This is a genomic window from Frondihabitans sp. PhB161, from assembly GCF_003814635.1.
In the GTDB taxonomy this organism is placed as follows: Bacteria; Actinomycetota; Actinomycetes; order Actinomycetales; family Microbacteriaceae; genus Frondihabitans.
Genome location: NZ_RKQW01000001.1, coordinates 702,200 through 727,659, shown reverse-complemented (window position 1 = coordinate 727,659; position 25,460 = coordinate 702,200). Strand labels below are relative to the sequence as shown.

Annotated in this window: 20 protein-coding genes; 12 read left to right on the top strand and 8 right to left on the bottom strand. The window is 68.8% G+C overall.

All coding sequences use genetic code 11. The annotated features are described in order from the left end of the window. Positions 1-12: 12 nt before the first annotated feature. Complete coding sequence (locus EDF39_RS03570) at positions 13-753, bottom strand: aspartate/glutamate racemase family protein (protein WP_123940548.1); 741 nt, start codon at positions 751-753, stop codon at positions 13-15. Continuing rightward, positions 753-2,423 carry an NCS1 family nucleobase:cation symporter-1 gene (locus EDF39_RS03565; protein ID WP_123940546.1) on the bottom strand — a complete coding sequence of 557 codons (1,671 nt, stop codon included), beginning with the start codon at positions 2,421-2,423 and terminating at the stop codon, positions 753-755. Before EDF39_RS03565 ends, EDF39_RS03570 begins: the two co-directional genes overlap by 1 nt. Positions 2,424-2,613: 190 nt before the next feature. Here EDF39_RS03565 and EDF39_RS03560 point away from each other — a divergent pair, with 190 nt between their 5' ends. Further along, positions 2,614-3,222 carry a helix-turn-helix domain-containing protein gene (locus EDF39_RS03560; RefSeq protein WP_123940544.1) on the top strand — a complete coding sequence of 203 codons (609 nt, stop codon included), beginning with the start codon at positions 2,614-2,616 and terminating at the stop codon, positions 3,220-3,222. A gap of 45 nt (positions 3,223-3,267) precedes the next feature. Beyond that, positions 3,268-4,272, top strand: coding sequence for a ketopantoate reductase family protein (locus tag EDF39_RS03555; RefSeq protein ID WP_123940542.1), 1,005 nt, complete (start codon positions 3,268-3,270; stop codon positions 4,270-4,272). 339 nt (positions 4,273-4,611) lie between these two features. Here the strand turns inward: EDF39_RS03555 and EDF39_RS03550 are convergent, their stop codons facing one another. Both EDF39_RS03550 and EDF39_RS03545 read right to left on the bottom strand, forming a co-directional pair. Continuing rightward, entirely contained in the window at positions 4,612-5,403 is a 792-nt protein-coding gene (locus tag EDF39_RS03550) for an oxygenase MpaB family protein (RefSeq protein ID WP_123940540.1), read from the bottom strand. A gap of 16 nt (positions 5,404-5,419) precedes the next feature. After that, on the bottom strand, positions 5,420-6,385 hold the full coding sequence (locus EDF39_RS03545; RefSeq protein ID WP_233572948.1) for a glycoside hydrolase family 6 protein: 966 nt from the start codon (positions 6,383-6,385) through the stop codon (positions 5,420-5,422). Between the two features lie 547 nt (positions 6,386-6,932). Here EDF39_RS03545 and EDF39_RS03540 point away from each other — a divergent pair. The 4 genes from EDF39_RS03540 to EDF39_RS03525 all read left to right on the top strand — a co-directional run bounded on the left by EDF39_RS03540 (position 6,933) and on the right by EDF39_RS03525 (position 10,506). Next, positions 6,933-8,006, top strand: coding sequence for a type IV toxin-antitoxin system AbiEi family antitoxin domain-containing protein (locus EDF39_RS03540; RefSeq protein WP_123940536.1), 1,074 nt, complete (start codon positions 6,933-6,935; stop codon positions 8,004-8,006). After that, positions 8,003-9,262, top strand: coding sequence for a chloride channel protein (locus EDF39_RS03535; protein ID WP_055961418.1), 1,260 nt, complete (start codon positions 8,003-8,005; stop codon positions 9,260-9,262). Before EDF39_RS03540 ends, EDF39_RS03535 begins: the two co-directional genes overlap by 4 nt. Before the next feature lie 72 nt (positions 9,263-9,334). Further along, entirely contained in the window at positions 9,335-9,760 is a 426-nt protein-coding gene (locus EDF39_RS03530; RefSeq protein ID WP_055961421.1) for a DUF4383 domain-containing protein, read from the top strand. Positions 9,761-9,840: 80 nt separating this feature from the next. Next, positions 9,841-10,506 (top strand): heme oxygenase (biliverdin-producing), encoded by a 666-nt coding sequence (locus EDF39_RS03525; RefSeq protein WP_123940534.1) that lies wholly within the window; start codon positions 9,841-9,843, stop codon positions 10,504-10,506. A gap of 111 nt (positions 10,507-10,617) precedes the next feature. Here EDF39_RS03525 and EDF39_RS03520 read toward each other — a convergent pair whose 3' ends face one another. After that, the gene (locus EDF39_RS03520; RefSeq protein ID WP_123940532.1) at positions 10,618-11,928 is read right to left on the bottom strand and encodes an ATP-dependent RecD-like DNA helicase; all 1,311 of its coding nucleotides are present in this window, start codon (positions 11,926-11,928) and stop codon (positions 10,618-10,620) included. A 78-nt stretch (positions 11,929-12,006) separates the two neighbouring features. Here EDF39_RS03520 and EDF39_RS03515 point away from each other — a divergent pair, with 78 nt between their 5' ends. The 5 genes from EDF39_RS03515 (at position 12,007) to EDF39_RS03495 (ending at position 17,509) form a co-directional block, all read left to right on the top strand. Beyond that, a complete protein-coding gene (locus EDF39_RS03515) occupies positions 12,007-13,038 on the top strand; it encodes a hypothetical protein (protein WP_123940530.1) in 1,032 nt (343 codons plus the stop codon). Between the two features lie 58 nt (positions 13,039-13,096). After that, positions 13,097-14,071, top strand: a complete 975-nt coding sequence (locus EDF39_RS03510; protein WP_233572947.1) for an ABC transporter ATP-binding protein — start codon at positions 13,097-13,099, stop codon at positions 14,069-14,071. Then, positions 14,071-15,309 carry an ABC transporter permease gene (locus tag EDF39_RS03505; RefSeq protein ID WP_123940528.1) on the top strand — a complete coding sequence of 413 codons (1,239 nt, stop codon included), beginning with the start codon at positions 14,071-14,073 and terminating at the stop codon, positions 15,307-15,309. The genes EDF39_RS03510 and EDF39_RS03505 overlap by 1 nt, the downstream gene beginning before the upstream one ends. Position 15,310: 1 nt before the next feature. Next, positions 15,311-15,712, top strand: coding sequence for a DUF6314 family protein (locus EDF39_RS03500; RefSeq protein ID WP_123940526.1), 402 nt, complete (start codon positions 15,311-15,313; stop codon positions 15,710-15,712). 129 nt (positions 15,713-15,841) lie between these two features. Then, on the top strand, positions 15,842-17,509 hold the full coding sequence (locus EDF39_RS03495; protein WP_123940524.1) for an HAD family acid phosphatase: 1,668 nt from the start codon (positions 15,842-15,844) through the stop codon (positions 17,507-17,509). Positions 17,510-17,579: 70 nt separating this feature from the next. Here the strand turns inward: EDF39_RS03495 and EDF39_RS03490 are convergent, their stop codons facing one another. The 3 genes from EDF39_RS03490 to EDF39_RS03480 all read right to left on the bottom strand — a co-directional run bounded on the left by EDF39_RS03490 (position 17,580) and on the right by EDF39_RS03480 (position 21,385). After that, a complete protein-coding gene (locus EDF39_RS03490) occupies positions 17,580-18,806 on the bottom strand; it encodes a saccharopine dehydrogenase family protein (protein ID WP_123940522.1) in 1,227 nt (408 codons plus the stop codon). A 6-nt stretch (positions 18,807-18,812) separates the two neighbouring features. Beyond that, complete coding sequence (locus tag EDF39_RS03485) at positions 18,813-20,594, bottom strand: APC family permease (protein WP_123940520.1); 1,782 nt, start codon at positions 20,592-20,594, stop codon at positions 18,813-18,815. A 179-nt stretch (positions 20,595-20,773) separates the two neighbouring features. After that, on the bottom strand, positions 20,774-21,385 hold the full coding sequence (locus EDF39_RS03480; RefSeq protein WP_123940518.1) for a TetR family transcriptional regulator C-terminal domain-containing protein: 612 nt from the start codon (positions 21,383-21,385) through the stop codon (positions 20,774-20,776). Between the two features lie 132 nt (positions 21,386-21,517). On the opposite strand from EDF39_RS03480, the gene EDF39_RS03475 reads away from it, so the two are divergent. Further along, positions 21,518-25,435 (top strand): SCO7613 C-terminal domain-containing membrane protein, encoded by a 3,918-nt coding sequence (locus tag EDF39_RS03475; protein WP_123940516.1) that lies wholly within the window; start codon positions 21,518-21,520, stop codon positions 25,433-25,435. Positions 25,436-25,460: the final 25 nt, after the last annotated feature.

Sequence of the window (25,460 nt, the reverse complement as noted above, 5' to 3'; positions counted from 1 at the left end):
CCGCGGCGCCTGCTAGACCCGCGCCCCGAGCTCGAATTCGGCCAGCAAACCCGCTATCGGCTTGAGCGGCGGCGTGGCGTACTCGCCGCGCTTGCCGGTCGCGAGTCGGAGGCGCACGAGCGACTCGGCGAAGACGGTCGCGGCCGAGACCCCGTCGACCACCGGAGCGCCGATCTCGTCGGAGAGACGGTGGCAGAGGTCGGCCATCCCGGCGCAGCCGAGCACGACGGCGTCGGCCCCGAGCGCCAGCACCTCGCGGCACTCGGCGACGACCTTCCCGAACGCGTCGGAGGCGGGGTCGTCGAGCTCGAGCACCGGGATTTCGCAGGCTCGGACGGCGACGCACACGTCGGCGAAACCGTAGCGCTGGACGAGCTCATGAGCGCGGCCGGTCGTGCGACCGAGGGTCGTGACGATGCCGAATGTGCGCCCGAGCATCGCCGCGGCGTGCATCGCGGCCTCGGCGATGCCGAGCACGGGGCCCGACGCGATCTCGCGCGCCGCGTCCAGGCCCGGGTCGCCGAAGCACGCGACGACGAAGGCATCCACGCCGTCGGCCTCCCCTTCGCGCACCTGCTCGAGCAGGCCCGGCACGGCGAGCGACTCCTCGTAGTGGCTCTCGATCGACGCGGGGCCCATGCTCGGATTCACCGCCTCGACCAGGGTCGAGGGGCCGGCCACCTCGCGAGCGCACCGGCCGATCGACTCGGTCATGCTCGCGGTGGTGTTGGGATTGACGACGCGGATCAGCATCAGTGGGCTTCCTCCAGCGTGCCGTCGTTGACGGTCTCGTCGGTGGCGGAGAGCTCGGGCATCCGGGGCGAGAGCGTCTCGAAGAGCCAGAACAGGGCGAGGCCGAGAGCACAGCCGATGAACCAGCCGTAGTTGCCGAGCCAGGTGAAGTCGGGGCCGCCGAGATCCTTGACGATCGTCGGCACGAGCGCCGCGGCGACCGAGATGCCTCCGGCAATGACCATGGTCCAGACGGCGTTGGGGTTGAAGCCGCGCTTGAACCAGTACCGGCCTGTCGGCTCCATCGAGAAGAGGTCGTCGACCGCCACGCGCTGCTTGCCGACGAGGTAGTAACCGGCGATGAGGAGGCCGAACAGCGGGCCGATCAGAGCGCCGAGCACGCCCAGCGTGTACTGGATGGCCTGGGGGTTGCCGTACCAGTTCCACGGCGTGAGGAGCACGGAACCGACGGCCGCGATCATGCCGCCCATGCGCCACGAGATCTTCCGTGGCGCCACGTTCGAGAAGTCGAAGGCCGGCGAGATGAAGTTCGCGACGATGTTGATGCCGACCGTCGCGGTGACGAACGTGAGCCCGCCGAGGAGGATCGCGAACGGGGCGCCGATCGCCTGCACCGTCTCGATGGGGTCGGTGATGAGCCGGCCGAAGACCGGCACGGTCGCCGACGCGCAGAGCACCGTGAGAATGGAGAAGAACAGGAAGTTCACCGGGAGCCCCAGGAAGTTGCCGCGCTTGACCGCTGTGAAGCTCTTGCCGTAGCGCGAGAAGTCGCCGAAGTTCAGCATCGGGCCCGAGAAGTAGCTGACCACGATCGCCACGGCCGAGATCATCACCGGGATCGCTGCGCTCAGCGACAACGGCTCGCCGACCGACAGGTTCAGGCTGATATTGCCCCAGCCGGCCTTCGCCACGAGGTAGATCGCCAGCGCGATCATGATCACGTAGACGGCGGGGCCGGCGAAGTCGATGAACTTGCGGATCGTCTCCATTCCGCGCCAGAACAGCGCCGCCTGGGCGACCCAGAGGATCGCGTACGAGATCCAGCCGAGAGCGTTCAGCCCGAGGAACGAATGGTCGAGGAGCGCCGCCGACGACGGGATGAACTTCAAGAAGATGATGTTCAGCGACTGCGCGGCGAGGAACGTCTGCACGCCGTACCAGGCCATCGCGATCAGCCCGCGGATGATGGCGGGGATGTTCGCCCCGAGCACGCCGAACACTGCACGGTTGATCACCGGGAACGGCACGCCGGTCTTCTGACTCGGCTTCGCCACGAGGTTCGTGAAGACCATGACGATGAGGATCCCGACGACCAGCGAGATCAGCACCTGCCAGCTCGCGATACCGAGCGCGAACAGGCTTCCGGCCGTGACATAGCCGCCGACCGAGTGGACGTCCGACATCCAGAAGGCGAAGAAGTTGTAGCCGCCCCAGGTCTGCTTGCGGAGAGGAGCCAGGTCTTCGTTGGTGAGGCGGGGGTCGTACTCGGGCTTGACGAGGCCGCTGCCTGCCGGGTGACCGGCGGCCTCGACGACGTCGTGGGGACCGGTGAGCGGGGGCTGCGCGCCCGGTTGCTGGCCTGCCTGCGCGCCCGTCTGCTGGCTTGCCTGCGCGTTTGCCTGCTCGCGCGGATCGGCGGACGTGCTGGGTGGAACGACGTTCGTTGCCAAAGCAACCTCCTGTGCGGCTGGTACCCTTCGAGGGCGGAAGAGACGTGCTGGTGATCCCGATGCTCGGCACCGGCAGGCGTTCATGCTCCTTCAAAAATGAACCTATTGCTTCACTTTTTCGCCCTCGTTTCACCTTTGTAACAAGCGTGTGACAGCAACTGCTTCACACCCTCTCGACCCAAGGGGGAGCATGACCGACGAGATGTCGTCCGTCGGCCAGCTCGATGCCGAGGCCCTCGGCGCACGGCTCCGGGTGCTGCGAAAAGGTGCGGGGCTGACCCTCCGCGAGCTCGCCGATGCCCTCGACATCTCGGCGAGCGCCGTCTCGCAGATCGAACGCGGCGTCAGGCGACCGTCCGTGAGCCGGCTGCTCGCTATCGTGCAGGTTCTCGGCCGACCGCTGGCAGACGTGTTCGACGCGACCGGGGAGCCTGAGGCCGGGGCTGCGCCGTCGGATCCTTCGGGGTATGTGCTCGCCCGCTCCGGCGCCTCGAAGCCCGTGACGCTCGGCACCGGCGTGGTGTTCCGTCGGCTGTCGCCCGCGACCACCACGGGCGTCGACTTCTTCGAGTCCACGTACCCGGCGGGGTCGGTCGCGACCGACCTCGACACGCTCATCACGCACGAGGGCTACGAAGTCGGCACGGTCACGGCCGGCGAGCTCACGATCGACTTCCCCGACGAGCGGGTGGTGCTGCGCGCCGGCGACTCGATCACGTTCCCGTGCGCGCTGCCCCACCGGATGGGCAACACCGGCACCGACGATGCGGTGGCCACCTGGCTGATCGTCCACTCGTAGCGGCCATTTCTCGCCGGGCTCAGGCACGGGTGGTTTCGTGGGGGTATGCGATACGTGATCATCGGCGCGGGTGCCATCGGCGGAGTCCTCGGTGCGCGGCTCGCGCAGCACGGGTCACCCCACGAGCCCCTGCTCATCGCGAGGGGGGAGCACGGCGTGCTCATCGCGGCCGACGGGTTGCGGATCCGCTCGCCCGAGAGCGACGTCGTCGTGCGAGTGCCGGTGGCGGCCTCGCCCGACGAGGTGCGCCTGGAGGCCGACGACGTGCTCGTGGTCGCAACCAAGACGCAGTCGCTCGACGAGGCACTGCGCGACTGGGTCGATCGGCCCGTCTACTCGGGTGACACCGTGGCCGGAACCGCCGGCTCGACCCTGCCCGTGCTGGTCGCCCTCAACGGACTCGAAGGCGAACGCATCGCCTCCCGCTACTTCGATCGCGTCTTCGGGGTGTGCGTATGGCTGCCGGGCGTGCACCTCGTGCCGGGAGAGGTGCTGGTCCGCATCGCGCCGTCGAGCGGCACCTTCATCATCGGGCGGTTCGGCGCAGTGGCATCCAACGCTGACCTCGACCTACTGGCGACCCTCGAGGCCGACTGGGAGGCGGCCGGCTTCCGCGTCTTCATCGACGACGAAGTCATGCGCTGGAAGCACCGCAAGCTCCTGTCGAACCTCGGCAACGCCGTCCAGGCGATTCTCGGTCCGTCCGATCCGTCGGTCGGCGCCATCCACGGCGCCCTCGAGGCCGAGGCCGTCGAGCTCTACCACTCGCTCGGCATCTCGTGGCCGTCCGACGCCGCAGAAGCCGAGCGGCGCGGCAACGCCTTCGACATCCGGCCTGTGCCGGGCGCACCCGATGAGCTTGGCGGCTCGTCGTGGCAGTCCGTCCAGCGCGGCGGATCCATCGAGACCGACTACCTGAACGGCGAGATCGCGCTGCTCGCGCGGCTGCACGGGCGCACGGCGCCGCTGAACGCCGAGGTGCAGCGGTTGGCGCGGGTGGGGCCCGAGGCCGCGGGCGAGCTGCGGCGGCTCTTCGCCGAGGTTGGCTGACCGGGCTGCTGGCTGCTCCTGGTGCTCGCGCGGCTTCGGCTGCTGCGGCCGCTCGGGCTAGCTCCAGCTGCTCCTCGTTGCTCGCGCAGCTCCTTGTTGCTCGGGCTGCTTCGCTCCGCTCGGGCTTGCTCCGCTCCGGGCCGCTCGGGCTTGCTCCGCTCCGCCGGTTTGGGAATTCAGGCTATAGGCGTCCCGGTCGGGATCACGCCGCGCCCCGTCCAGCCGCCCGCCCACCCGGCGCGGCTATGGCCTTATTTGCCGACGTGACCGAGCGCTCGAGCGGCGCGGGGTGCCAGGCACAGGTCCCCGGGCCCGGGCGCCAGCCCGGCATGCCCTCCCCTAAGCCCCCGGCGACTCCTGCGCCGCAGCGACGATCCCCCGCAGCCGACCCAGGTAGTACCGCTGAGGCCACGTCCGCACCACGGCCGGCACCCTGGGATACACCACCCCCACACCACGCCAGAGCAGATCGGCCCGGCGCTCACGCCGGGCCGACCACGGCAACCCGAACTCGGCCCGCACCCTCGGCGGCAAAAGACCCGCGGTCACGAAACGCACCAGCGGCATCACCCGCCGCACCCACCACGGCGCCTCGCTGGCCCGCCACAGTGCCTCAGCCTGCTCGCGCACCGTGCCGTCGACCTCGAGCCGCGCGCAGGAGTCGTCCCAATAGCGCCGAAACGCCGCGCGACTCTCCGGCCACATGCCCGGCGGTACGTCGAGCGCGGTGCCGAGTGCCGCGTAGCGCTCGTAGAGGCGATCGGCCTCCGCCTCGGGCAGTTGCCCCAGCACGCGCGCATGAATCCTCATCGCCGTGTCGTACAGCGTCGCCGCAACCCACAACTGCGCCTCCGGATCGCGTGCGTCGTACTCCACACCCTCATCCATCCCCTTCACCGGCGTGTGCATGCGGCTGACGAACCCGGCGGCTGCCTCGCGGTCGGCCTCAGTACCCGCCATCACCGCATACACGTACATGAGCGTGCCGTGCAGCCGCCCCATCGGATTGCGCGCGAAGTCGCTGTGCCGAGCGACACCGTGCCCGACATCGGGTCGCGCCAGCTGCAGCAGAATCGCGCGCCCCGCACCTAACAACAGCACGGCCTCACTCACAGGATCGATACGGACCATGGCCGCACGCTACCGCCTACTTCTTGAGCGTCACCAACGCGGTGGCGTACGACGCGAACCACTGGCCGGCCGCGGGGCCTCCGTTGCAGGTGCCGTCGCTGGATCCTGGGGTCTTGACCCAGAGAAGGGCATCAAGACTCGAGGATCCGGCGGTCACGTGCGGGTCCTGACCGAGACCCGCACCCGGCGCGTTGCACCACGTGCCCCTGTAGCCTCGGCCGTTGCGCGACACGTCGATGACGTAATGCGAATCGCCCGTCAGCGCGCTGATCTGGTCGGCGTAGGCGCGCTCGCTCGTGACATCGACGTAATTGGCGACGTTTGTGTAGAAGCCGCGGGCGGAGGCGATTCCGGCCTTGGTCAGCAGGCCCGCCATGACGCTCGGAGCCAGCCACCGCGAATTGCCGCCGTCGAGGTATGCCGGCACGCCGTTTGCCGCGAACTGCTCCGCCGCCGACTTGAGCTGGACGAAGCGCTCCTCGCCGACCGCGGTACACGTCGTGGCGTGCCCGAGCGAATCGGGCTCGATCAGCACGACGGCGTGGTGGCCCTTCAGAGTGGTGGCGATGGTGGTGTTCCATTCGGCGTAGGCGCTCGGTGAGAGGCCTCCGGCGGAGTAGCCGCCGCAGTCGCGCCCGGGAATCGCGTAGGTGACGAAGACGGCCGTCTTGCCTGCCGCATCGGCCGCCCGTGCATTCTTCAGGACGTACGCGGCCAATTTGTCGCCGGTGTACCAGTCGCCCAGCCAGATGGCGACGGGACGCCGGGCGATGTAGGCGGCCGATGCGGCATCGGCCGAGTTGCCCGCCGCTCGGAGCTCGGCGGCACGCTTCGCGGCCACGCTGTCGGCCTGGTTGTAGAGGCCTCCGGCGAAGAGGACGGTGTTCGGCGCGGTCTGGATGCTGGTGGCGGCGTTCGCCGGGGTGGCAGAGGCCACGGCGAGAAGCGCGAGTGTGACGAGAGCGGCGATCAGGCGTGGCATGGGGATCCGCATCGTGTAAGGGCCAAGTTGGTGAGTTCACCTCAGCACTATGCGAGGGGGCCGGGTAGCCGCACTTCGGGGGACCGCGCGCCGTGGGCCTTGGCCCTGCCACGCCCCCTCGCCCCTCGCGGCCCCTCGTCTCGTCGGCCCCGCGACACACCGCCCCCGCCACCGCCCCGCGGCACCTCGCGCCCTGCGCCTCGCGCCTCGCGTCCGTTGTCAGCCCCGCGGCACCTCAGCCCTCGCCCCTCGCGTCTCGCGTCTCGCGTCTCGCGTCTCGCGCCCATTGTCAGCCCCGCGGCACCTCAGCCCTCACCGCTGCCGTCGGCAAATCAGGCCATATGCGGCGTGCCGCTCTCACACCCCCGCAGGCCTGGGCCCGCCTCCGCAGCGGCGCGCTTATGGCCTGATTTGCCAACGGGCCACCCAGCCGGGGCCGCGTCGGGGCGGCCTCATCCTCGCCTCCCCAGGGCCCTTCCTCGACGCCGTTCTCCCCAGATCAACGTCACCGCGGCACAGAAGGACGCCGTTCCCACACCGTGGATGCATGACTTCCATCTCCGGGCTCGTCCACTTGCACGGCGGCCTCCTGCACAAACGTCAACTCGTCGAGAAGGGCGCTCACGATCGGCATCTCACCTGGGCCGTCCGTAAGGGTGAGGTGCGACGGCCGAGGCGCGGCTGGTACTCGACCTGGCCCCCTCACGACCCGAGATTCATCGCGGTGCAGGTCGGTGGTCGCCTGACCGGTGCATCCGCTCTTCAATCGTGGGGCGCCTGGCTGTGGCAGGAGCCCCGCATTACGGTGTCGGTGCCGAAGAACGCGAGTCGCCTGCGTCGGGCGAGTCGGGTTCGGGTGGTGTGGGATCCCCCCGAGGTCGCCGAGCGAGGCACCAACCACTCCGTGGGGCTGCGGGATGCCCTGCGTGAGGCCCTTCTCGAGCTGCCCTTCGAGGAGGCAGTCGCCGTTCTCGACTGGGCGTTGTACACCGAGCATCTCGGCATCGGCGAGATTCCTGCGCTGGTCGAGGGGCTCCCGCGAGACGTGCAGGGAATCGTCGACTGGGTCGACGAGAAGTGCCAGAGCATCATCGAGAGCATCAGCCGCACTCGGTTTCGCCGAGCCGGCCATGACGTCGAGACCCAGGTGCCCGTCGACCGGAACAAGGCCATCGACATCGTGGTCAACGGTGTCGTCGGCCTCGAATTGGATGGCCGGTCGTTCCACCAAGACTCGTTCGAGAAGGATCGCTGCAAGGATCTCGAGATCATCATCGAGGGGCGGACGGCCGTCCGCGCCAGCTACCGGATGGTCCGTCACGGGTGGGAGCGCGTGCTGCTCGCCGTCGAGATAGCGGCCTCGAACCACCGCGAGAGTGGTGCCCGCGTCGGCGTCGGCAATTCAGGCCCGGGGCCGCGGCCGCCTCGGAGAGGCCCGCGCCTCTGGGCCCTGCCTTGCCGGAGGCGCCCCAAGCCTGAATTGCCGCCGGGCGCCAGCGCGGGCGCGCGTGCAGGTGCCGGCGCGGGTGCAAGTGCAGGTGCGGGCGCCAGCGCAGGCACCAGCCGCCGCGGCCGCTCGCGGCGGAGCGCACCCCCGCGCATCGCTACCATCGTCAGGTGACCTCCCCCTCGCGCTGGCTGCTCCGCCTGGCCCTCGTCACCGTCCTCGTCGGCATCGGCAGCGGCCTGAGCGGCATGGTCGTCAGCTGGCTGCTGCACCTGCTGGAGCACGTGACCTACGGCTTCGGCGAGGGCTCGTTCCTCGACGAGCTGCCCACGCCCAGCAGCGAGCTCAAGGTGTTCGCGCTCTTCCTCGCGGGCACGATCGGCGGTTTCGGCTGGTGGGCCCTCCGCAAGTGGGGCACGAAGGTGGTCAGCGTCGAAGACGCCGTGCAGGGCAAGCGGATGCCCCTGTGGTCGAGCCTCGGCAACATCGCTCTGCAGATCGTCATCGTCGGATTGGGTGCGAGCATCGGTCGCGAGGTGGCGCCGCGCGAGCTCGCCGCCCTGGTGGCGCAGTGGATCACGCGCAAGACGGGCGTGACGGCCCGCGAAGCGAAGATCCTGGTGGCGTGCGGCGCGGGAGCCGGCCTCGCCGCCGTCTACGACGTGCCGCTGGGCGGGGCCGTCTTCGCCGTCGAGATCCTCCTCGCCGAGCTCAGCATCGCGACCGTCCTCCCCGCGATCGCGACGTCGGCCATCGCGGCGCTGGTCGCTCGCCTGGTCACGAGTCCGGCGCCGCTCTATACCGTTCCGCCTCTCGAGCTCAGCCCGAGCCTCATCGTCTGGTCGATCATCGCGGGCCCGGTGGTGGGGTTCGCCGCACTGGGTTTCGTCGTCCTGGCGAAGTGGGCCGGAGCCATCCGCCCAAAGAACTGGCTGATCCTCATTGTCATGCCCGTGATCTTCACCCTGGTCGGCGTGCTCTCGATCTGGTTCCCCGAGATCCTCGGCAACGGTCGGGCTCTCGGCCAGCTGGGATTCACCGGCACGGCTCCGCTGCTGCTGATCCTGCTGGTCGTCGCGCTCAAGTTCATCTCGACCATCAGCACGATCGGCGCGGGCGCGGCCGGCGGCACCCTCACGCCGTCGCTGGCTCTCGGCGCGGGTCTCGGCGCCGGGCTGGGCGGCTTCTGGCTGCTGCTCTGGCCGGGTTCGAGCATCTCGGCGTTCGCCTTCGTCGCGGCAGCCGCCTTCCTGGCCGGGTCGATGCGGGCTCCTCTGACCGCCCTCGTTCTGGTCGTCGAGTTCACCGGTCAGGGCCAGGCGATTCTGGTGCCGGCCTTACTGGCAATCGCAGGATCCGTCATGGTCGGCTACATGACAACCCGTCGCCGTGAGTGGGCCAAGACCCCGCGCGGCGAGGGCGTCGCGTGACGCCGACCCGAGGCGTCGCGTGACGCCGACCCCGCCAAGTAGGCTTTCCCCACACCGCTTTCTGGAGGACCAATGATCCACTCGCCCAACCGCCTGCTCAGCACGATCTTCGGTATCGTCCTCCTGCTGGTCGGGCTGTTCGGATTCTTCCTGGCGACGCCGTACCCGTTCGCTACCGCGGAGGGCGGCGTTCTGATCGGCCTCTTCGCCGCGAACGGCTTCCTCAGCCTGATCCACGTACTCCTCGGGGCAGTCCTTCTCCTCGCGGGTCTCGGCGGGGTCCGTCCGGCAAAGGTCTTCAACATCCTGTTCGGCCTCGGCCTGGTCGTCTTCGCGCTGGTCGGCTTCGGCATCGCTCACACGGGCGCCAACATCTTCGCGCTGAACACCCCGACGATCCTGCTCCACCTGGTCGTCGGCCTTGCCCTTCTCGCTGCCGGTCTCGGCGCCGACAAGGTGATTCTGCGGGCCCCGTCCGCCGCTGTCGCGAAGGCCTGAAACGCTCTGTTCTGAGGTCTGGTGCCACACGTCCACTCGGGCTAAGGTTAGGGTCACCTAACCCCGACCGAGGAGGGCCCATGTCGACCATCCCGTTCTCTCAGGCGCTGCGCGATCGAGGCACGCGCCCCGTGTCCGGGGTGGGAGCGTCCGGCCCCGGGGCATCCGAGCGCTTCATGTCTGATCTGCTCACCGGCCGCCGTACCCGCGATGACTACATCGCGATGGTCGCCCAGAACTTCTTCGTCTACGGCGCACTCGAGCGCGCGGCCGAGGCCAGGCGTTCCGATCCGGTCGCGGCGATGTTCATGTCGCCGGCGCTGACCCGGTTGCCGGCGATCCGCGAAGACCTCCGCTTTCTGCTCGGTGAGGGCTGGCAGAGCGAGATCGCGCCCATGCCAACGACTCTCCGGTACGTCGACCGAATCGAGCGGGTTGCGGCCGTGAGCACCGGCGGTTTCGTCGCCCACCACTACACGCGCTATCTCGGCGATCTGTCGGGCTGCGCGATCATCCGCTCGATCATGCAGCGACAGTTCGGCTTCGACACGAACGGCATCGGCTTCTACGTCTTCGCCGACATCGCCAAGCCGAAGGAGTTCAAGTCGACCTACCGCCGCCAGCTCGACAATGTCGGATGGTCAGCGAACGAGCAGCAGCTCGTCATCGACGAGGCGCAGACCGCTCACGACCTCACCGAGAGCCTCTTCGCCGAGCTCGACGGTCGGGCCGTCCGCGCCGCCTGAAGCGTCACCCGGCAAGCACCGCACGGCACCGCACCGCACCGCACGCCGCTGGAGCAGAGCGGGCCGGACCACACAAAATTAAACCTCAAGGATCCGGCCGCCCCCGCGCCGCTACGACTTCGCTATCGTCTCCGCCTGGATCGCCGGCACCCTCGTCGCCTGCGACATGAACCGCCGCACGTCGAGGTCGACGATGATGTCGGCCGGCCGAAGGGGCCGCGACAGGTAGAGGCCGTCGAGCGAGGTGATGCGGCTGAGCGCCACGTAGGTCTGCCCGGCGCTGAAGACGCGCGATCCGAGGTCGACGATCGCTCGGTCGTAGGTCTTGCCCTGCGACTTGTGGATCGTCACGGCCCAGGCCAGGCGCAGCGGAAACTGCTGGAACTCGGCGACGATGTCTTTCTTGAGCTCTTTCGTCGTGGCCGAGTAGCTGTACTTGTACTTCTCCCAGACCGCGGGCTGCACCTCGACCTCTTCGCCGTCGAGCTCGACGAACACGGTGTCGCGGATGCGGGTGACGACACCCACCGACCCGTTGACCCAGCGCTGGTCGGAGTCGTTGCGGAGGAACATGACCTGCGCCCCGGGCTTGAGTTCGAGGGCGTCGTCGGCCGGGAACGTGCGACCGCCGAAGTCGCCGGTGACGTCGGCCTTGGCGGTCTTGATGGTGCCGGGGAGCCGCGAGAGCTCGAGCTTGTTGATGCGCGCGACAGTGTCGTTGCGCGTGGCGAGGGTGATGGCACCGCCGTCGGTGGGCAGCTCTCGGGCACCGGCCTGGTTGAGTGCGCCGGCGATCTCGGCGGTGACACGGCCGTGACGCACGGCGTTCAACATCTCTTTGAATCCGGCGTCGCTCTGCCGGTGGATGAACGCGAGCTCGAGGATGCGGAGCGACGCGTCGCCCCAGACGTGCGCGTCGAAGAACCACATGGAGCGGTAGTGATCTCGGAAGTAGGCGCGCTCTTCGGGATCGCCGGGCACCGGCGCTAGCTGGTACGGGTCGCCGAAGAGCACCACCTGCACGCCACCGAAGGCCTCGTTACGCCGCTGTCGAGCCTGGCGGAGCGACCGGTCGATGGCGTCGAGGAGGTCGGCGTTGACCATCGAGACCTCGTCGATCACCAGGGTGTCGATGGTGTTGAGCAGTTTGCGCAGCTCGGCGTTCTGCTCGATATCGTGGTCGGCGATGAGGCCGATCGGCAGTCGGAACAGCGAGTGGATCGTCTGGCCGCCGACGTTGAGCGCCGCGACGCCGGTCGGGGCGCAGATGACGATCTGCTTGGAGGTGTTCCACGACAGGTGGTTGAGCAGCGTCGATTTGCCGGTGCCAGCCCGGCCGGTCACGAAGATGTGCTCGCGGGTGTTCTCGATCGCGTCGTAGACCGCGGCCTGCTCGGCCGACAGCTCGGGGGCTGGACTCACGCGTCACCCCTTTCGTTCACACCTCCAATCTACCCGGCGCCCACGAGGGGCACGGCCGCGCGAAGTTAGGATGTGGACATGCTGGCGCCTGGGGGGACGACGAAGCGCGCCCTCCTCTTCTGGGGCGGCCTTCTCGCTCTCGTCGTCATGGCCTTCATCGCAACGGTCGTCATCCTCAACGCGACCGTCTACAGCGCCTCCGGCTTCGTGCGGGGCTACCTCGGTGCCCTCGATCGCGGCGACACGAACAGCGCTCTCCATCTCGCCGGGATCCAGCCGGGCGCCGAAGACGATCTGCTCGCTGTGCCCGAAGAGGGCCGAGTCCGCGATTTCCACACGACCCGCGACGTCGTGTCCGGCGGGGTGCACCGGGTGGCGGCGGAGTTCCGGCTCGGCCGCGACAAGGGCGGACAAGACGGCAAAGACAGCAACGACGGCCAGGACGGCCAGAGCGAGATCCGCCGGGCCACCTTCGCGGTCGAACGCGACGGCACGATCGGCGGCCTCTTCTCGGGCTGGAAGTTCACCACGGCACCGACCGCCTCCGTCGAGGTCACACCGCTGCACGACCCGCGCTTCGAGGCCAACGGCGTCGACATCCGCGCCGCGAGCGCCGACCTGGCCACTCGCTACACGGTGCTGGCTCCCGCCGTGTTCGAGCTGACGCACGACAGCACCTACCTCACCGCCAAGACGACGACCGTCGTGGCGGCCAGCCCGGGCACTGTCGCGCGAGCGACCGTGTCGGTGGTGCCGAAGGCGAGCTTCCTCAGCAAAGTCAAAGTCGATGTGACCAAGTACCTGAAGACCACGTGCCTTCCGCAGCGGGTGCTGCTCCCGGCGGGCTGCCCATTCGGGGAGGAGGTCGACGATCGGCTCACGTCGGATCCTCGGTGGAGCATGACGACCTACCCGCCCGTGGCGCTCCGAGCGACAGCGACGCCGGGGGTCTGGCTCGTGACTCGCGCGACCGGCCGCGCCCACCTCGAGGTCGACACGCAGTCGCTGTACGACGGCAGCGATGTGCCGATCAGCCGTGACGTGCCGTTCCAGGTGGAGTACCTGGTCACGATCGGGTCGGACAACGGCTTGACCATCACGCCCCGCTGACTCCTCGATTTCGACAACGGACCTGCGGCCAAACGAGACTGTTCGCTAGGGTCGTCGCATGGGGCAGGCAGCTAGTTCACCGATAGTCCACATCGAGAACTTCCGAATGGTCTTCGGCCGCACGACAGTCATCGACGATCTGTCGTTCGACATCGAGGCCGGCGAGACCTTCGGCTTTCTCGGATCGAACGGGTCGGGCAAGACGACGACCATCCGGGCGCTGCTCGGCATCTACCAGCCGACCGGCGGCACGCTGCACATCGACGGTCGGCCGTTCTCGCCTGAGCGGGGATCCCGGCTGGGCTACCTGCCTGAGGAGCGCGGGCTCTACAAGAAGGAGTCGGTGATCGACGTGATGACCTACTTCGGGCGTCTCAAGGGCCTGTCGAAGACGGAGTCGAAGCGGTGGTCGCTGAACTACCTCGAGCGGGTGAGCCTCGCCGACAAGGCTGTGACGCGGCTCGACAAGCTGTCGGGCGGCCAGCAGCAGAAGGTGCAGCTCGGGGTGACGATCATGAATCAGCCCGAGCTGCTGATCCTCGACGAGCCGACGAAGGGGTTCGACCCGGTCAACCGGCGTCTGCTGATGGACATCATCGAAGAGCAGAAGCGGCAGGGTGCCACCGTGCTCATGGTCACCCACCAGATGGAGGAGGTCGAGCGGCTCTGCGATCGAGTGATCCTGTTGAAGAACGGACGCAGCGAGGCGTACGGCACCATCCCCGAGGTGCAGGATCAGTTCGGCGGCACGATGGTGCGCCTGCGCTACTCGGGCGACATCCCTGAGTCGTCGAAATACCTGGTGACGCTCCGCGAGCGCAACTACGCCGAGCTCACCGTGACCGAGGGCGCCGACGAGGCGGCCATCCTGCGCGACCTGGTCGAGGCCGGCGTCGCGGTGCGCGGCTTCGAGACGTCGAAGCTGAGCCTCGACGACATCTTCCTTCGCGTGTATGGCGACGAGGCCGACACCGCGTCGGATCCTGATACCGCCGAGGATCCGGCCCAGCCCACCGCGGGGGTGGCTGCCTGATGGCCCGCCACAACCTCTCGACGGTCGTCTCGTTCGAGATCACCCGCACGCTGACCAAGCGTCGGTTCTGGATCGCCACTCTCATCGTGCCGGTCATCATCGGCATCGTGGTCGCGCTGATCGTCGCCGCCAACACGTCGACCGACAACAGCGTCACGTCGCAGAAAGACCAGAAGTTCAGCTTCTCGTACAGCGATGCCTCCGGCGTGATCGACCCCGCGATCGTGAAGTCGCTCGGCGGCACCGAGGCCGCCTCCGGCGCCGACGCCATCGCCGCGGTCAAGAGCGGCGACGTCGACGCCTACTTCGCCTACCCGGCCGATCCCGCGAAGCAGGCCACCAAGGTCTACGGCGTCGACAAGGGCATCTTCGACAACGGCAAGTACTCGTCGGTCGCGACGCGCATCCTCACCGCGAGCGCTGAGGCGAAGGTCGGCGATGCGAAGCTGTCGAGCCTCGTCCAGGGCACCGGGCCGGTCGAGGCGACCACCTACGACTCCTCCGGGAACCTCTCGGGCGGCATCGGCAGCGTCATCCCGCCGCTGCTGTTCCTGGCGCTGTTCTACGTCGTGATCCTGCTGCTCGGCAATCAGATGCTGACCTCGACGCTGGAGGAGAAAGAGAACCGCGTCACCGAGATGATCCTGACGACGCTCAACCCGACGACCCTCGTCATCGGCAAGGTGATCTCGCTCTTCGTCGTCGGCATCGTGCAGATGCTCGTGTTCGCGCTGCCGATCGTGATCGGCTTCCTCTTCTTCCGGAGCTCCCTGAACATCCCCTCGTTCGACCTCTCGAACCTGCAGATCGATCCGTTCCAGATGGTCATCGGCGCCCTGCTCCTGATCGGCGGCTTCATCCTCTTTACCGGCACCCTCGTCGCGGTCGGTGCGATCATGCCGACGGCGAAAGACGCGGGCCAGATCTTCGGCGTGATGATCGCCCTCATGTTCGTGCCGTTCTACGCGGTCACGCTCATCGTCTCCGACCCGCACTCGTTCATCGTGCAGATCTTCACCTGGTTCCCGTACTCGGCACCGGTCACCGCGCTGCTCCGCAACGGCTTCTCGTCGCTGTCGCCGGCCGAGGCCATCGGTGTCGTCGTCGAGCAGTTCGTGCTCGGTCTCATCGTGCTGCAGGTCGCGGTGCGCCTCTTCCGCTACGGCTCGATCGAGTACACCCGCAAGGTGTCGCTGACGTCGATTCTGCCTCGGCGCCAGGCGGCGGTCGGCAAATAGCGTGACCCCCGACGAACTGCTCGGCACCTGGCACTTCACCCGAATGGTCGACGACCGAAGAGACGACCGAAGGATCCCAGTGCACGGCACCGCGACCTTCTCCCGTTCCGGCCCCGACCGGATCGTGTGGGTGGAATCGGGCACGATGGGCCTGCCGGGCGGGGAGGTTCCGATCTCGACCGAGCGTGTGCTGGAACGCGGCCCCGAGGGATCCTGGGCCACGAATTTCGCGGACGGCCGTGGATTCCACGACTGGCGCTGGGGTGCCGAACTCGAGCACGACTGCGCGCCCGACCTCTATTCGGGGCGGCTCGACGGCTACGCGAGTGGCTGGCGGATGCGCTGGGCGGCGTCCGGCCCGAGCAAGGACTACGTGATCGAGACGTCGTACCGACGGCTGTAGGGGTGTGGCATGCCTCTCGTGTAACGCGCTCGTTAAGGCTTGTGGATAAAGTCTGCAGACCCCGCACCGTCTGATTAGGGTGATCTGTGACCCCCGATGAGGGGGGTCGTGGTCACGCAAGGGGACGACATGTTTTTGCACTCGACTTTTCAACTGAAAGCCGGTGTCGCGGTCGCGGCGTTGGCACTGGGGGCAGCTCTGATCAGCGCTGGCCCCGCGCAAGCAGCGGCGCCCGCGCACGCGGTCAGAGGTGGGCACGGGGGCGGCAGCAGTAGCTCGACACTCGCGCCGCGCACCCAGTTCACGATGGCGGCCGACGGGTCGTCCGGGCTCACGCAGGGCGGTGAGGGCATCCCCAACATCGACAGCGTCAAGTCGACCATCGCGAAGTACTACGGCGACCCCGGCACGGGCATCGCCTCGAAGACCTCGTCGCCCTACATCAGCGAGATGTCGAGCATCGTGGCGAAGCAGACGCGCAGCCTGAAGGCGATCTACCAGAAGGCGATCCGCCACCACGAGAAGCCCGCGATCGTCTTCGACGCCGACGACACCACCTTGATGACCTACGACATGGAGGTGGCCGACATGCACTTCACGTTCGATCCCGCCGAGCAAGACGTCTGGGTGCAAGACCAGCGGTTCCCCGCGACCCCGTCGATGGTGTCGATGGTCGAGACCGCGAAAAAGATGGGCTTCACGATCTTCGGCCTCACCGGTCGCAACGACGATCAGAAGGCCGCGACCCTCGGCAACCTGAAGAAGGTCGGGTACACCGCTTTCACCTCGAAGAACTTCTACACGAAATGGACCGGCAAGGGCACCTCGCAGCAGCCCTCGTACGTCACCTGCGCAACTGCCAAGTGCACGACCGTCGAGTACAAGGCGCTCACGCGCAAGCACATCGAGAAGCAGGGATACGACATCGCGCTGAACGTCGGCGACCAGTGGTCTGACCTGCAGGGCGGCTACGCCGACCGCGTGCTCAAGCTCCCCAATCCGACGTACTACCTGCCGTCGGCCGACCTGCCCGGGGTCAAAGAGCCGCGTCTCGCGCCCCGGACGCACTTCGTCATGAAGGCCGACGGCTCCTCCGGTCTGACGCAGTCGGGCGAGGGAATCCCCAACATCGACAGCGTCAAGTCGACCATCGCCGCCTACTACGGCGACACGGGCACCGGGCTGTCGAACAAGACCTCGTCGCCCTACATCAGCGAGATGCAGAAGATCCTCAAGCGCGAGATCCCTCGCGTCGCGTCGCAGTGCTACGCCGCCTCCACCAGGGGCCAGAAGCCCGCGATCGTTCTCGACGCCGACGACACCACGCTCTGGACGTACGACATGGAGGTGGCCGACATGCACTTCACGTTCGACCCCGCCGAGCAAGACGTGTGGGTGCAAGACCAGCGGTTCCCCGCCACCCCGGGCATGACGACCCTGGCCGGCGTCGCCAAGGCCGCGGGCTGCACGCTGATCGGTCTGACGGGTCGCAACGACGACCAGAAGACCGCGACACTGGCGAACCTTGCCAAGGTCGGCTACTCCGGTTTCACGGCTGAGAACTACTACACGAAGTGGACCGGCAAGGGTGCATCGCAGCAGCCCTCGTACATCACGTGCGCCGCGGCGAAGTGCACAACCATCGAGTACAAGTCGCAGACCCGCGCTCACGTCGAGTCGGCAGCCGGTGGCGGGTACACCGTCGTGGCGAACTACGGCGACCAGTTCAGCGACTTGATCGGCGGGCACGCCAAGCGCACGGTCAAGCTGCCGAACCCGACGTACTACCTGCCCTGATCGGTCGGTCGAGGTGGCTCCAAGGCCACCTCGACCGCCGCCCGCGTAGGGCGTGCCACGCCAACGCCAGCTACAGAGCCTTCTCCTCGATCCCCCACGGCGAGCCATAACCTTCGGGCGCATCGGCGGCGAGCAGCGACAGGAACGGCCGCGCGTCGAATGCCTCGGGCCCGAGCACGCCGGCCCCCGACCACACACCCGTCGCCAGTAGCTCGAGCGCGATCACCGGGTTGATCGCCGTCTGCCAGACGACGGCCTGCGACGAGTACTCCGCCATCGTCTGCTCGTTGTCGGCCACGTGGTAGAGGTAGGTCGAGCGCGGCTTGCCGTCTTTGCCGGTGCCCTTCACCCACACGCCCGCGCAGGTCTTGCCGCTCATCTTGTCGCCGAGGGTCGCAGGATCCGGCAACCCGGCCGCCACCACATCACGCGGCGCCACCTTCACTCCCTTGACCTCCAGCGGCTCGGTCTTGTCGAGGCCCAGCATGTGAAGAGTCTTGAGCACCTCGATGAACTCGTTGCCGAGGCCGTACTTGAACGTCACCTTCTTCGCCTTGGTCCACCGCGGCATCAGGAGCACCTCTTCGTGCTCGACGTTGACGCACTCCACCGGCCCGATGCCGTCGGGAAAGTCGAAGACCTCCGGCTCGGAGAACGGCGCCGTGGTGTACCAGCCGCGCTCTTTTTCGAACACCACGGGCGGGTTGAGGCACTCTTCGATGGTCGTCCAGATCGAGAAAGAGGGGGCGAAGTCGTAGCCCTCGACGACGAGGTTCGCCCCGTCGCGCACGCCGAGTTCGTCGATCTCGCTGAAGAGCTCGTCTTCGGCGTAGCGCGCGAAGACGTCCGAGAGACCGGGCTCGACGCCGATGCCCACGACAGCCAGCGCTCCCTTGTCTGCCCAGTCGGACGCCACGGCGAACTGGTCGTCTCCGAGCTTCTTGCCGGTCTGGGTGTGCGGGTCGGTCGGGTGCGGTGTCGACAGGCTCATTGCCATGTCGAGGTAGGTCGCACCGGCATCGAAGCAGCCGTCGAAGATCGGCATGACGAAGCGCGGGTCGACCGCGTTCAGCACGTGGGTGATCTCGTGCGCGCGGATGAGCTCGGCGACCGAGGCGGCCGACGAGGCGTCGACCTGGGCGGCGACCAGGCGCGCGTCACCGACGGCGGCGACCAGAGCGGTCGGGCGGGCGGGGTCGTAGTCGGCGACCACGAGCGTGTCGAAGAAGTCGCGGCGCACGGCGATGCGCACGGCGGCGGAGCCGACGCCGCCGGCGCCGATGATGAGGATCTTCATGAGGAGCTAGGGCCGTTCGTTGGAGTCGGATGGATCGGAGGGGCTGGTGGGAACGTTCGGCGACGCCGGCGCGACACCGGTGCGACGGGTGCCGCGAACTCGCTTTCCGGTCTCGGTGTCGATCGCGATCGCTCCGGTGGGCAGGTTCGACAGGTCGGAGGCGACGACGGTCGGAAAGTATCCCGAATCGGGCAGACCGAAGTTCGCGACGACACCCTCCCCGGGGGCGAGCACGTAGTCGCTGCGCTTGACGAGTGTTTCGCCGCGGAAGAACTCGGGCCGGCGCCACCGCCAGAGCAGCATCAGCACCACTCCGACGAGGAGGCCCCCGATGCCGACGACCGCCTGCGCACCGATTCCGATGATGGTGATGTTCTTGCCGTCGGCGTCGGTCAGCCAGTCGGGAGCGGCAAAGGCGTAGACCCCGTAAACGAAGACACCGAGCAGCGACAGTCCGCCGAGCAGGGGGAAGAGACCGCGCATGATGAAGTTCCGCGGCGAGGTGAAGAGCGTTCTGCGGTAGTACCAGACGCAGGCGAAGCCGGTGAGGCCGTAGTAGAAGGCGATCATCAGGCCGATCGAGCCGATCAGGGCGCTGAGCAGGTCGACGCTGATCAGAGTGAAGATCAGGTAGAAGGCCACCGAGACGATGCCCATGCCGATGGTCGACCAGGTCGGGGTGAGGTACTTCGGGTGGATGCGGGCGAACTGCTCGGGCAGGGCCTTGTAGACCGCCATCGAGAGCGAGGTGCGCGCGGTCGGCAGAATGGTCGTCTGCGTCGAGGCCGAAGCACTGGTGAGGATCGAGAAGCCGAGCAGAGCCATCAGGATCGAGCCCACCGCCCCTCCCCCGAACAGCGCCGGACCGACCGACGAGAAGACATCCAGCGCGTTGTCCTCGTTGGCGAGGCCGATGCCCTGGTCGCCCACTCCGGCGAACGCGATGGTGGCCACGGCGACCAGCACATAGGTCACGAGCAGGAGCACCGTCGAGATGATGGCCGCACGACCCGGCGTCTTCTCGGGATCCTTGGTCTCTTCGTTGATCGAGACCGCGGTGTCCCAACCCCAGTAGATGAAGATCGCCGTAAGCATCGCGGGGGCGATGGTTCCCGGGCCGAGCGTGAACGGGTTCAACCAATCGAGCGACGGCATCAGCGAGTACGACTCGGCGTTGCCGGAGTAGACGCGGACGAGCGCGAAGACGGCGAAGAAGATGAGGATGATCACCTCGAACGCCAGCAGGAAGTACTGCAGCCGCGCCGAGATCTCGATGCCGCGGTAGCAGATGTACGTCATGACGACGATCCAGGCGATGCCCGCGGCGGTCGACCAGAACACGTTGCTCGACAGGGCGGCGACGGCCGGCAGCCCGAAGCTGCCGACGAACGTGAACGAGTACGAGCCGGCGATCGAGGCGAGGTTCGCCATGACGATCACGTCGGCCACGATGATCCCCCAACCGCCCATCCAGCCGGTGATCGGGCCGAAGGCCCGCGACGCCCAGGTGAAGGTCGTGCCGCAGTCGGGCTCGGCCTTGTTGAGCTCCTGGTAGGCGACCGCGATGAGATACATCGGCACGAACGCCAGCAGGATGATGCCCGGCGCGTGCACACCCGCGACGAGCGTGCCGCCGATGACGATGAACCCGAGGCTCGCCGCGAGGCTGTACGCCGGAGCGGTCGACGCGATGCCGACGACCACGCTCGAGACGAGGCCGAGCGATCCGCCCTTGAGGCCCTTGGTGTCGACGGGCTGCGTCGGCGTCGTCGTGGTCGGTGTGGTCATGGGAGTCTCCATCACGGTGCGGGAACAGCAGCGGGAAGAACGGGTTGGCCTACCCAATCGTTAGACGCCAGAGACCGTCAATGCCGTTCCGTCGCACTCGGGCGGTGCTCGGCGACGTTCTGGCACCCCGGAGACGATCGAGACACCCGCGCACACACGAGTCAGAGCTAGAGCAAGAGCTAGAGCGAACCCGCAGCCAACCCCAGCGACACCTCGAGCGTCCGCCGCATGAGGTGCGAGCGCTCGGCGGGAGTGCGGTAGTCGACGAGCGAGTAGGCCGTGATGGAGTCGATCAGGGCCAAGAACTGCAGGGCGACGAGGTCGGAGTCGGATCCTTCGAATTCGCGCCCCTCCATGCCGCGACGCACGACCGAGCAGATCAGCTCGTGCCAGGCGGTCATGTTGTCCCGGGCGGCCCGCGCGAGGGCGACGTTGTGGCGGCCCATCGACCAGGCGTCGGCCCAGACGGAGTTGAAGTTGCCGTGCGTGTCTTCGAGCAGGCTGCCGACGAGAAGGCGGAGGGCTTCGAGTGCCGAGTCGAAACCGGCGATGTCGCGCCGCGCCTCGTTGAGCTCGATCCCGGCGAGCTCTTCGAACGTGCGGGCGACGAGCGCGGTCATCGACGGCTCGTGCGCGGCGATGTCACCCGGGCTCAGACCGGCTGTCGATGCCAGGCGTCGAAGCGTGATGCCCGACAAACCGAACGAGAAGGCGATCGTGCGCGCGGCAGCGTCGATCTCGGCGTGGCGCCCGTGGGGGCCACCCTGTGCGAACGCGTCGCTGGTCGACATGAGGATGATCCTAGAGGGAGCGCGGGCCTGCCTCACCCCCCAGTCCTCGTGCGACCCAGACGTGGGGTCACTCACGAAGTCGACCGCTCAGGATCCTGCCCGCCGCCGCACCGCGACCGGGTAGGGGCAACAGTGCCTCTCGATATGCCCCGCCGCCCTCCACTACGTTTGCGCCACCCCACCTCCCGCTGGGGCTTCACTTCGGAGGACGACATCGACGAGCACCCGACCACGGTCTGGCCCCCCTCAGCGACCGTGCTGAGCAATCGGACCCTGTGCCCCGCCTGCTTCACGACGCTCGACGGGACGACCTGCCCGCACTGCGGCCTCCGCCTCGTGGGTCCGGTCGCGGCACGGCTCGCCGAGAACTCGGATCGCCTGCTGGCGGTCGACCTCGAACGGCGCGCGCTCATCGACCAGCTGCGACTCGACATGGCTCGTCAAGACGCCGAGGCCGCCGACGAGATCGCCCGGCTGTCGTCGCTGCTGCGCGCCGCCGAGACCGGCGACGCGCAGGCCGCCCCGCCGCCCGCATCGCCGCTGCCGTCGCTTCGCCCGCCGACGCCGCCCCGCAGCACCCGACTCGAGAAGACCCCGTCCGGTCGAAGCGGCGTCCAGGTCCTCCTCCTCACCGTCGGCATCGTGCTCGTCTCGGTGACGGCCGTCTTTTTCTCGCTCGTGGCGTTCCTCGTCACGTCGGCGGGGGTCCGCTCGGGCCTGCTGCTGCTCGTGGTCGCCGCCGTGCTCGGCATCGCCACCCGCCTGCACCGTCGCCTCCCGGGAACCGCGGAGGGCCTCGGCGTGCTCGCCGCCGTGCTCCTCGGCCTCGACGGCCTTCTCATCCGCAGCCAGGGGCTCTTCGGATCGGGCCGCCTCGACCCGCTCCTCTTCGTCGGGATCTTCGGCGCAGGATCCGCGGTCGCGCTCCTCGTCACCTCCCGCCTGACCGGCCTCCACTCGCTCGTCCGCGCCTCACTCGTCGCCCTGCCGCTGGCCGCTCTCGGTCTCGCGTCCGGCCTCGCCGCCGATTCGGCCACCCGGTTCTGGGCAGGTGGGGCCGCTGCGGCCGCCGTCTGGATCGTCCCGACCCTGTTCGACAGGAGCGGAGGATCCCCCGCCGCCCGGCTCGCACGCGACCGCACCGACCGAGCGTGGATCCGGGTCACCTCGACCGGCCCGCTGGTCGTGTCGACCTTGGCCGCGTTCGCGCTCCCGGGCGACGCCGCACTCGGCTGGGTCGTTCCGTTGCTCGTGTCGGTCGCCCTGTTCATGGTCCTCGCAATCCGCGGGGTGACCGGCTCTCGATCGGGGCCGGGCCGATTCGCGTCCGCCGCAGCCGGGGTGACTCTGGCCCTGCTCCCGTTCGACGCGGCTGTGCGAGCCGGTCTCGACACCGCGGCCGCCTGGATCCTGCCCCTGTCGATCGCCCTCGTCGTGCTGGCCTTCGCTCTCGCCTCCCGGGCTGCGTCCGAGCGCCGACCGGTCGTGCGGGCCGCACTCGCACGGGCGTCGTGGTCCGGTCTCGTCGTGCTCGCCGTCGTCGCGACGGTCTTGAGCGTCGTGGTGGCCGGGGGCGTCAGCGGACGACTCGTCAGCTGGTCCGACGCGGCGCCCTTCCTCGCCGACCTGACCGCAGCGTCTCGCGCGGCACCATCCGACGAGATCCTTCCACTCACCGTGTCGGCGCTCGGCCTCGCTCTCGCCGCCCTCGGTGCCGCGACCGCTGTGGCCCTCCTCCGGCCGCGGCCGGCTGTGCGGCGTGCCGTGACGACCACGGCGGAGGCCGTCCTGGCACTCGCTCTCGTCGGCGCCGCCCTGTCGACGTCCCTGCCGCCCGGCGACCTGACGCTGACCGCCCTCGTCGGGGGCCTGGCCCTCGCCGCTTTCCGAGACGGGCGCGTGTCGCGGGGCGTCTCCGGCACGACCGTGGCGGTCGCCGCCGGGTTGCTCTTCGCACAGTCCCCTCTGACTCAGTCGCTGTGGATTCCTGCCCTGCTCCTGCTCGTGTCTCTCCTCGTCGGACTCCGGGTGCTGTCGACACGATCGCTCCCGAAGGCGACCGCGCGGATCATCGCGCCGCTGGTGACACTGGCCGTCTCGCTCGTTGTCGTCACCGCGGCCCTCAGGATCCCGGCCTGGCTCGCTCCGACCGGCGGCGATCCCGGTGGCCGTGCCGCCACCGCCTGCGTCATCCTGACGGCGATCGTGAGCTTGCTGGTGGTCGCCACCGCGCCGATCATCCCGCTGCTCCGCCGCGCTCCGCTCCTCGACCTCCGGGTCGTCTCCGCCACCGCCGTCGCCGCGCTCGCGGTCGCCGGCGTCGTCTTCGGGGTCGCTCCCTCAGGCACCGGCCTTGCGGCCGCGACTCTCCTCGCCCTGGTCGCCATCACGGCCTTCGTCTGGCTGGTCGTCCCGGCACCGGAGCGCGACGCGGAGCGTCTCGCCGCTGCCTTCATCACGCCCGCGGCCGTGATCGCCAGCGCCGACCGCCTGCTGAACGCGGGCTCGCTGGTATACGAGACACGCTGGCTGCTCCTCGCCGTAACGGTGCTCGGCCTCGCGATCGCCTCCCGCGTGCTCCTGCGGGGGCCGTCGGGCAGTGCGACTTCGCGTCGTTTCGCCTGGGACGCCCCGCTCGTCGCCGCCGGGCTGGTGACCTCGGCCGCTGCGCTTTTCTCGGCGCCCGCGTGGCCGACGCTGGCAGTCCTCGCGATCGCCGCCCTGGTCATCGCGTCGACACCGGGCTCGTCGCCGCTTGCCGCGCTGACCGGCGCCCACCTCCGACACCACGTGGCCTGGGCGGCACCCGTGCTCGCGATCACGGCACTGTGGTCGGTACTGGCCGATGCCGGCGTCACCGTCGTCGAGGCGTACTCGCTTCCCCTGGCCGCGCTCCTGGCTCTTCTGGCCCTCGGGCTCCCCGCGCTCGCCCTCCGGTTCGCGCACGGCTCGGCCCCTCACCCCGCGCACCCGCACCCGGTCTTCCCCCTGCTCTTCGGCGTCGGAGTCGCCACCGCTCTCCTGCCGTCGATCATCGCCTCACCGGAGGGGCCTCTGGTCCGACCGATCCTGGTCATCGCCGCGGCCACCCTCGCCGGCATCGCCGCCACGACTCTCGGGCGCACCCGCGTCGACGTCCGCACCACGCTGGCCGCCGGCTCCGTGGTGGGCATCGTCGCGACCGGTCTGACGATGGCGCTGGGCTCCCCCGCCGCGATCGCCGCAGCCCACCCCGACGCCTGGTCGTCGGCGGCGGCTCTTCTCGCGCTGGGAATCGCGGTGCTGTGGTCGCGCGACCGGGGTGACTCCGTCGACGCCGCGCGGGATCCTCGGCGCCGCCTGAGGGCCGTGGCTCCCGTATTCGCCGTGGTGGCCGTGGCCGTGTTCGCCCTTCCCGAGCTCGTTCCGCTTCTCTCGAGTCTTTTCGGCGCGGCCGTCGACTGGCAGCGACCGGTGACCGCCGTCGTCGCTCTCGCCGTCTGCTGTCTGGCCAGCGCACTCGGAGGCCCCGCTCGTGCGAGGAGCGGGCTGGCGATCCGCCTTCGCCAGGCGGCCCTCGTCGCCGCGTCAGCCATCGCCGCAGTAGCCCTGCTCGGCGGCCTCACGGAATCGGTGCCGTTCGAGACGGTGACCGCACCGGTCGCGGTCGCCGCCCTGGTCTCAGGGGCCCTGCGGCTCGGTCGCGATACGGCCGTGGGCTCGTGGCGCGCCCTGGGATTCGGGATCCTCGTGCTGCTCCTGCCCGGGCTCCTGGCCGATTACGTCGACGTTCAGACGCCGCGCCTGGTGGCCGTGGGAGTGCTCGCTGTCGCGAGCCTCCTGGCCGGTGCGCGGCTCCGGCTCCAGGCGCCGCTCCTGGTCGGCGGCGGCGTCGCCGTGTTGCACGCGATCGCCCAGCTCTGGCCGGGACTAGTGCTCGTGACGACGTCGGTGCCGTGGTGGCTGTGGGCGGGCGTCGGCGGAGTTCTGCTCATCGTGGTCGCCGCGACGTACGAGCGCCGCGTCCGAGATGCGCGAATGGTGGGTCGCACAGTGTCATCCCTGCGCTGATGGGGAACAAATCGACCCCCTTCGT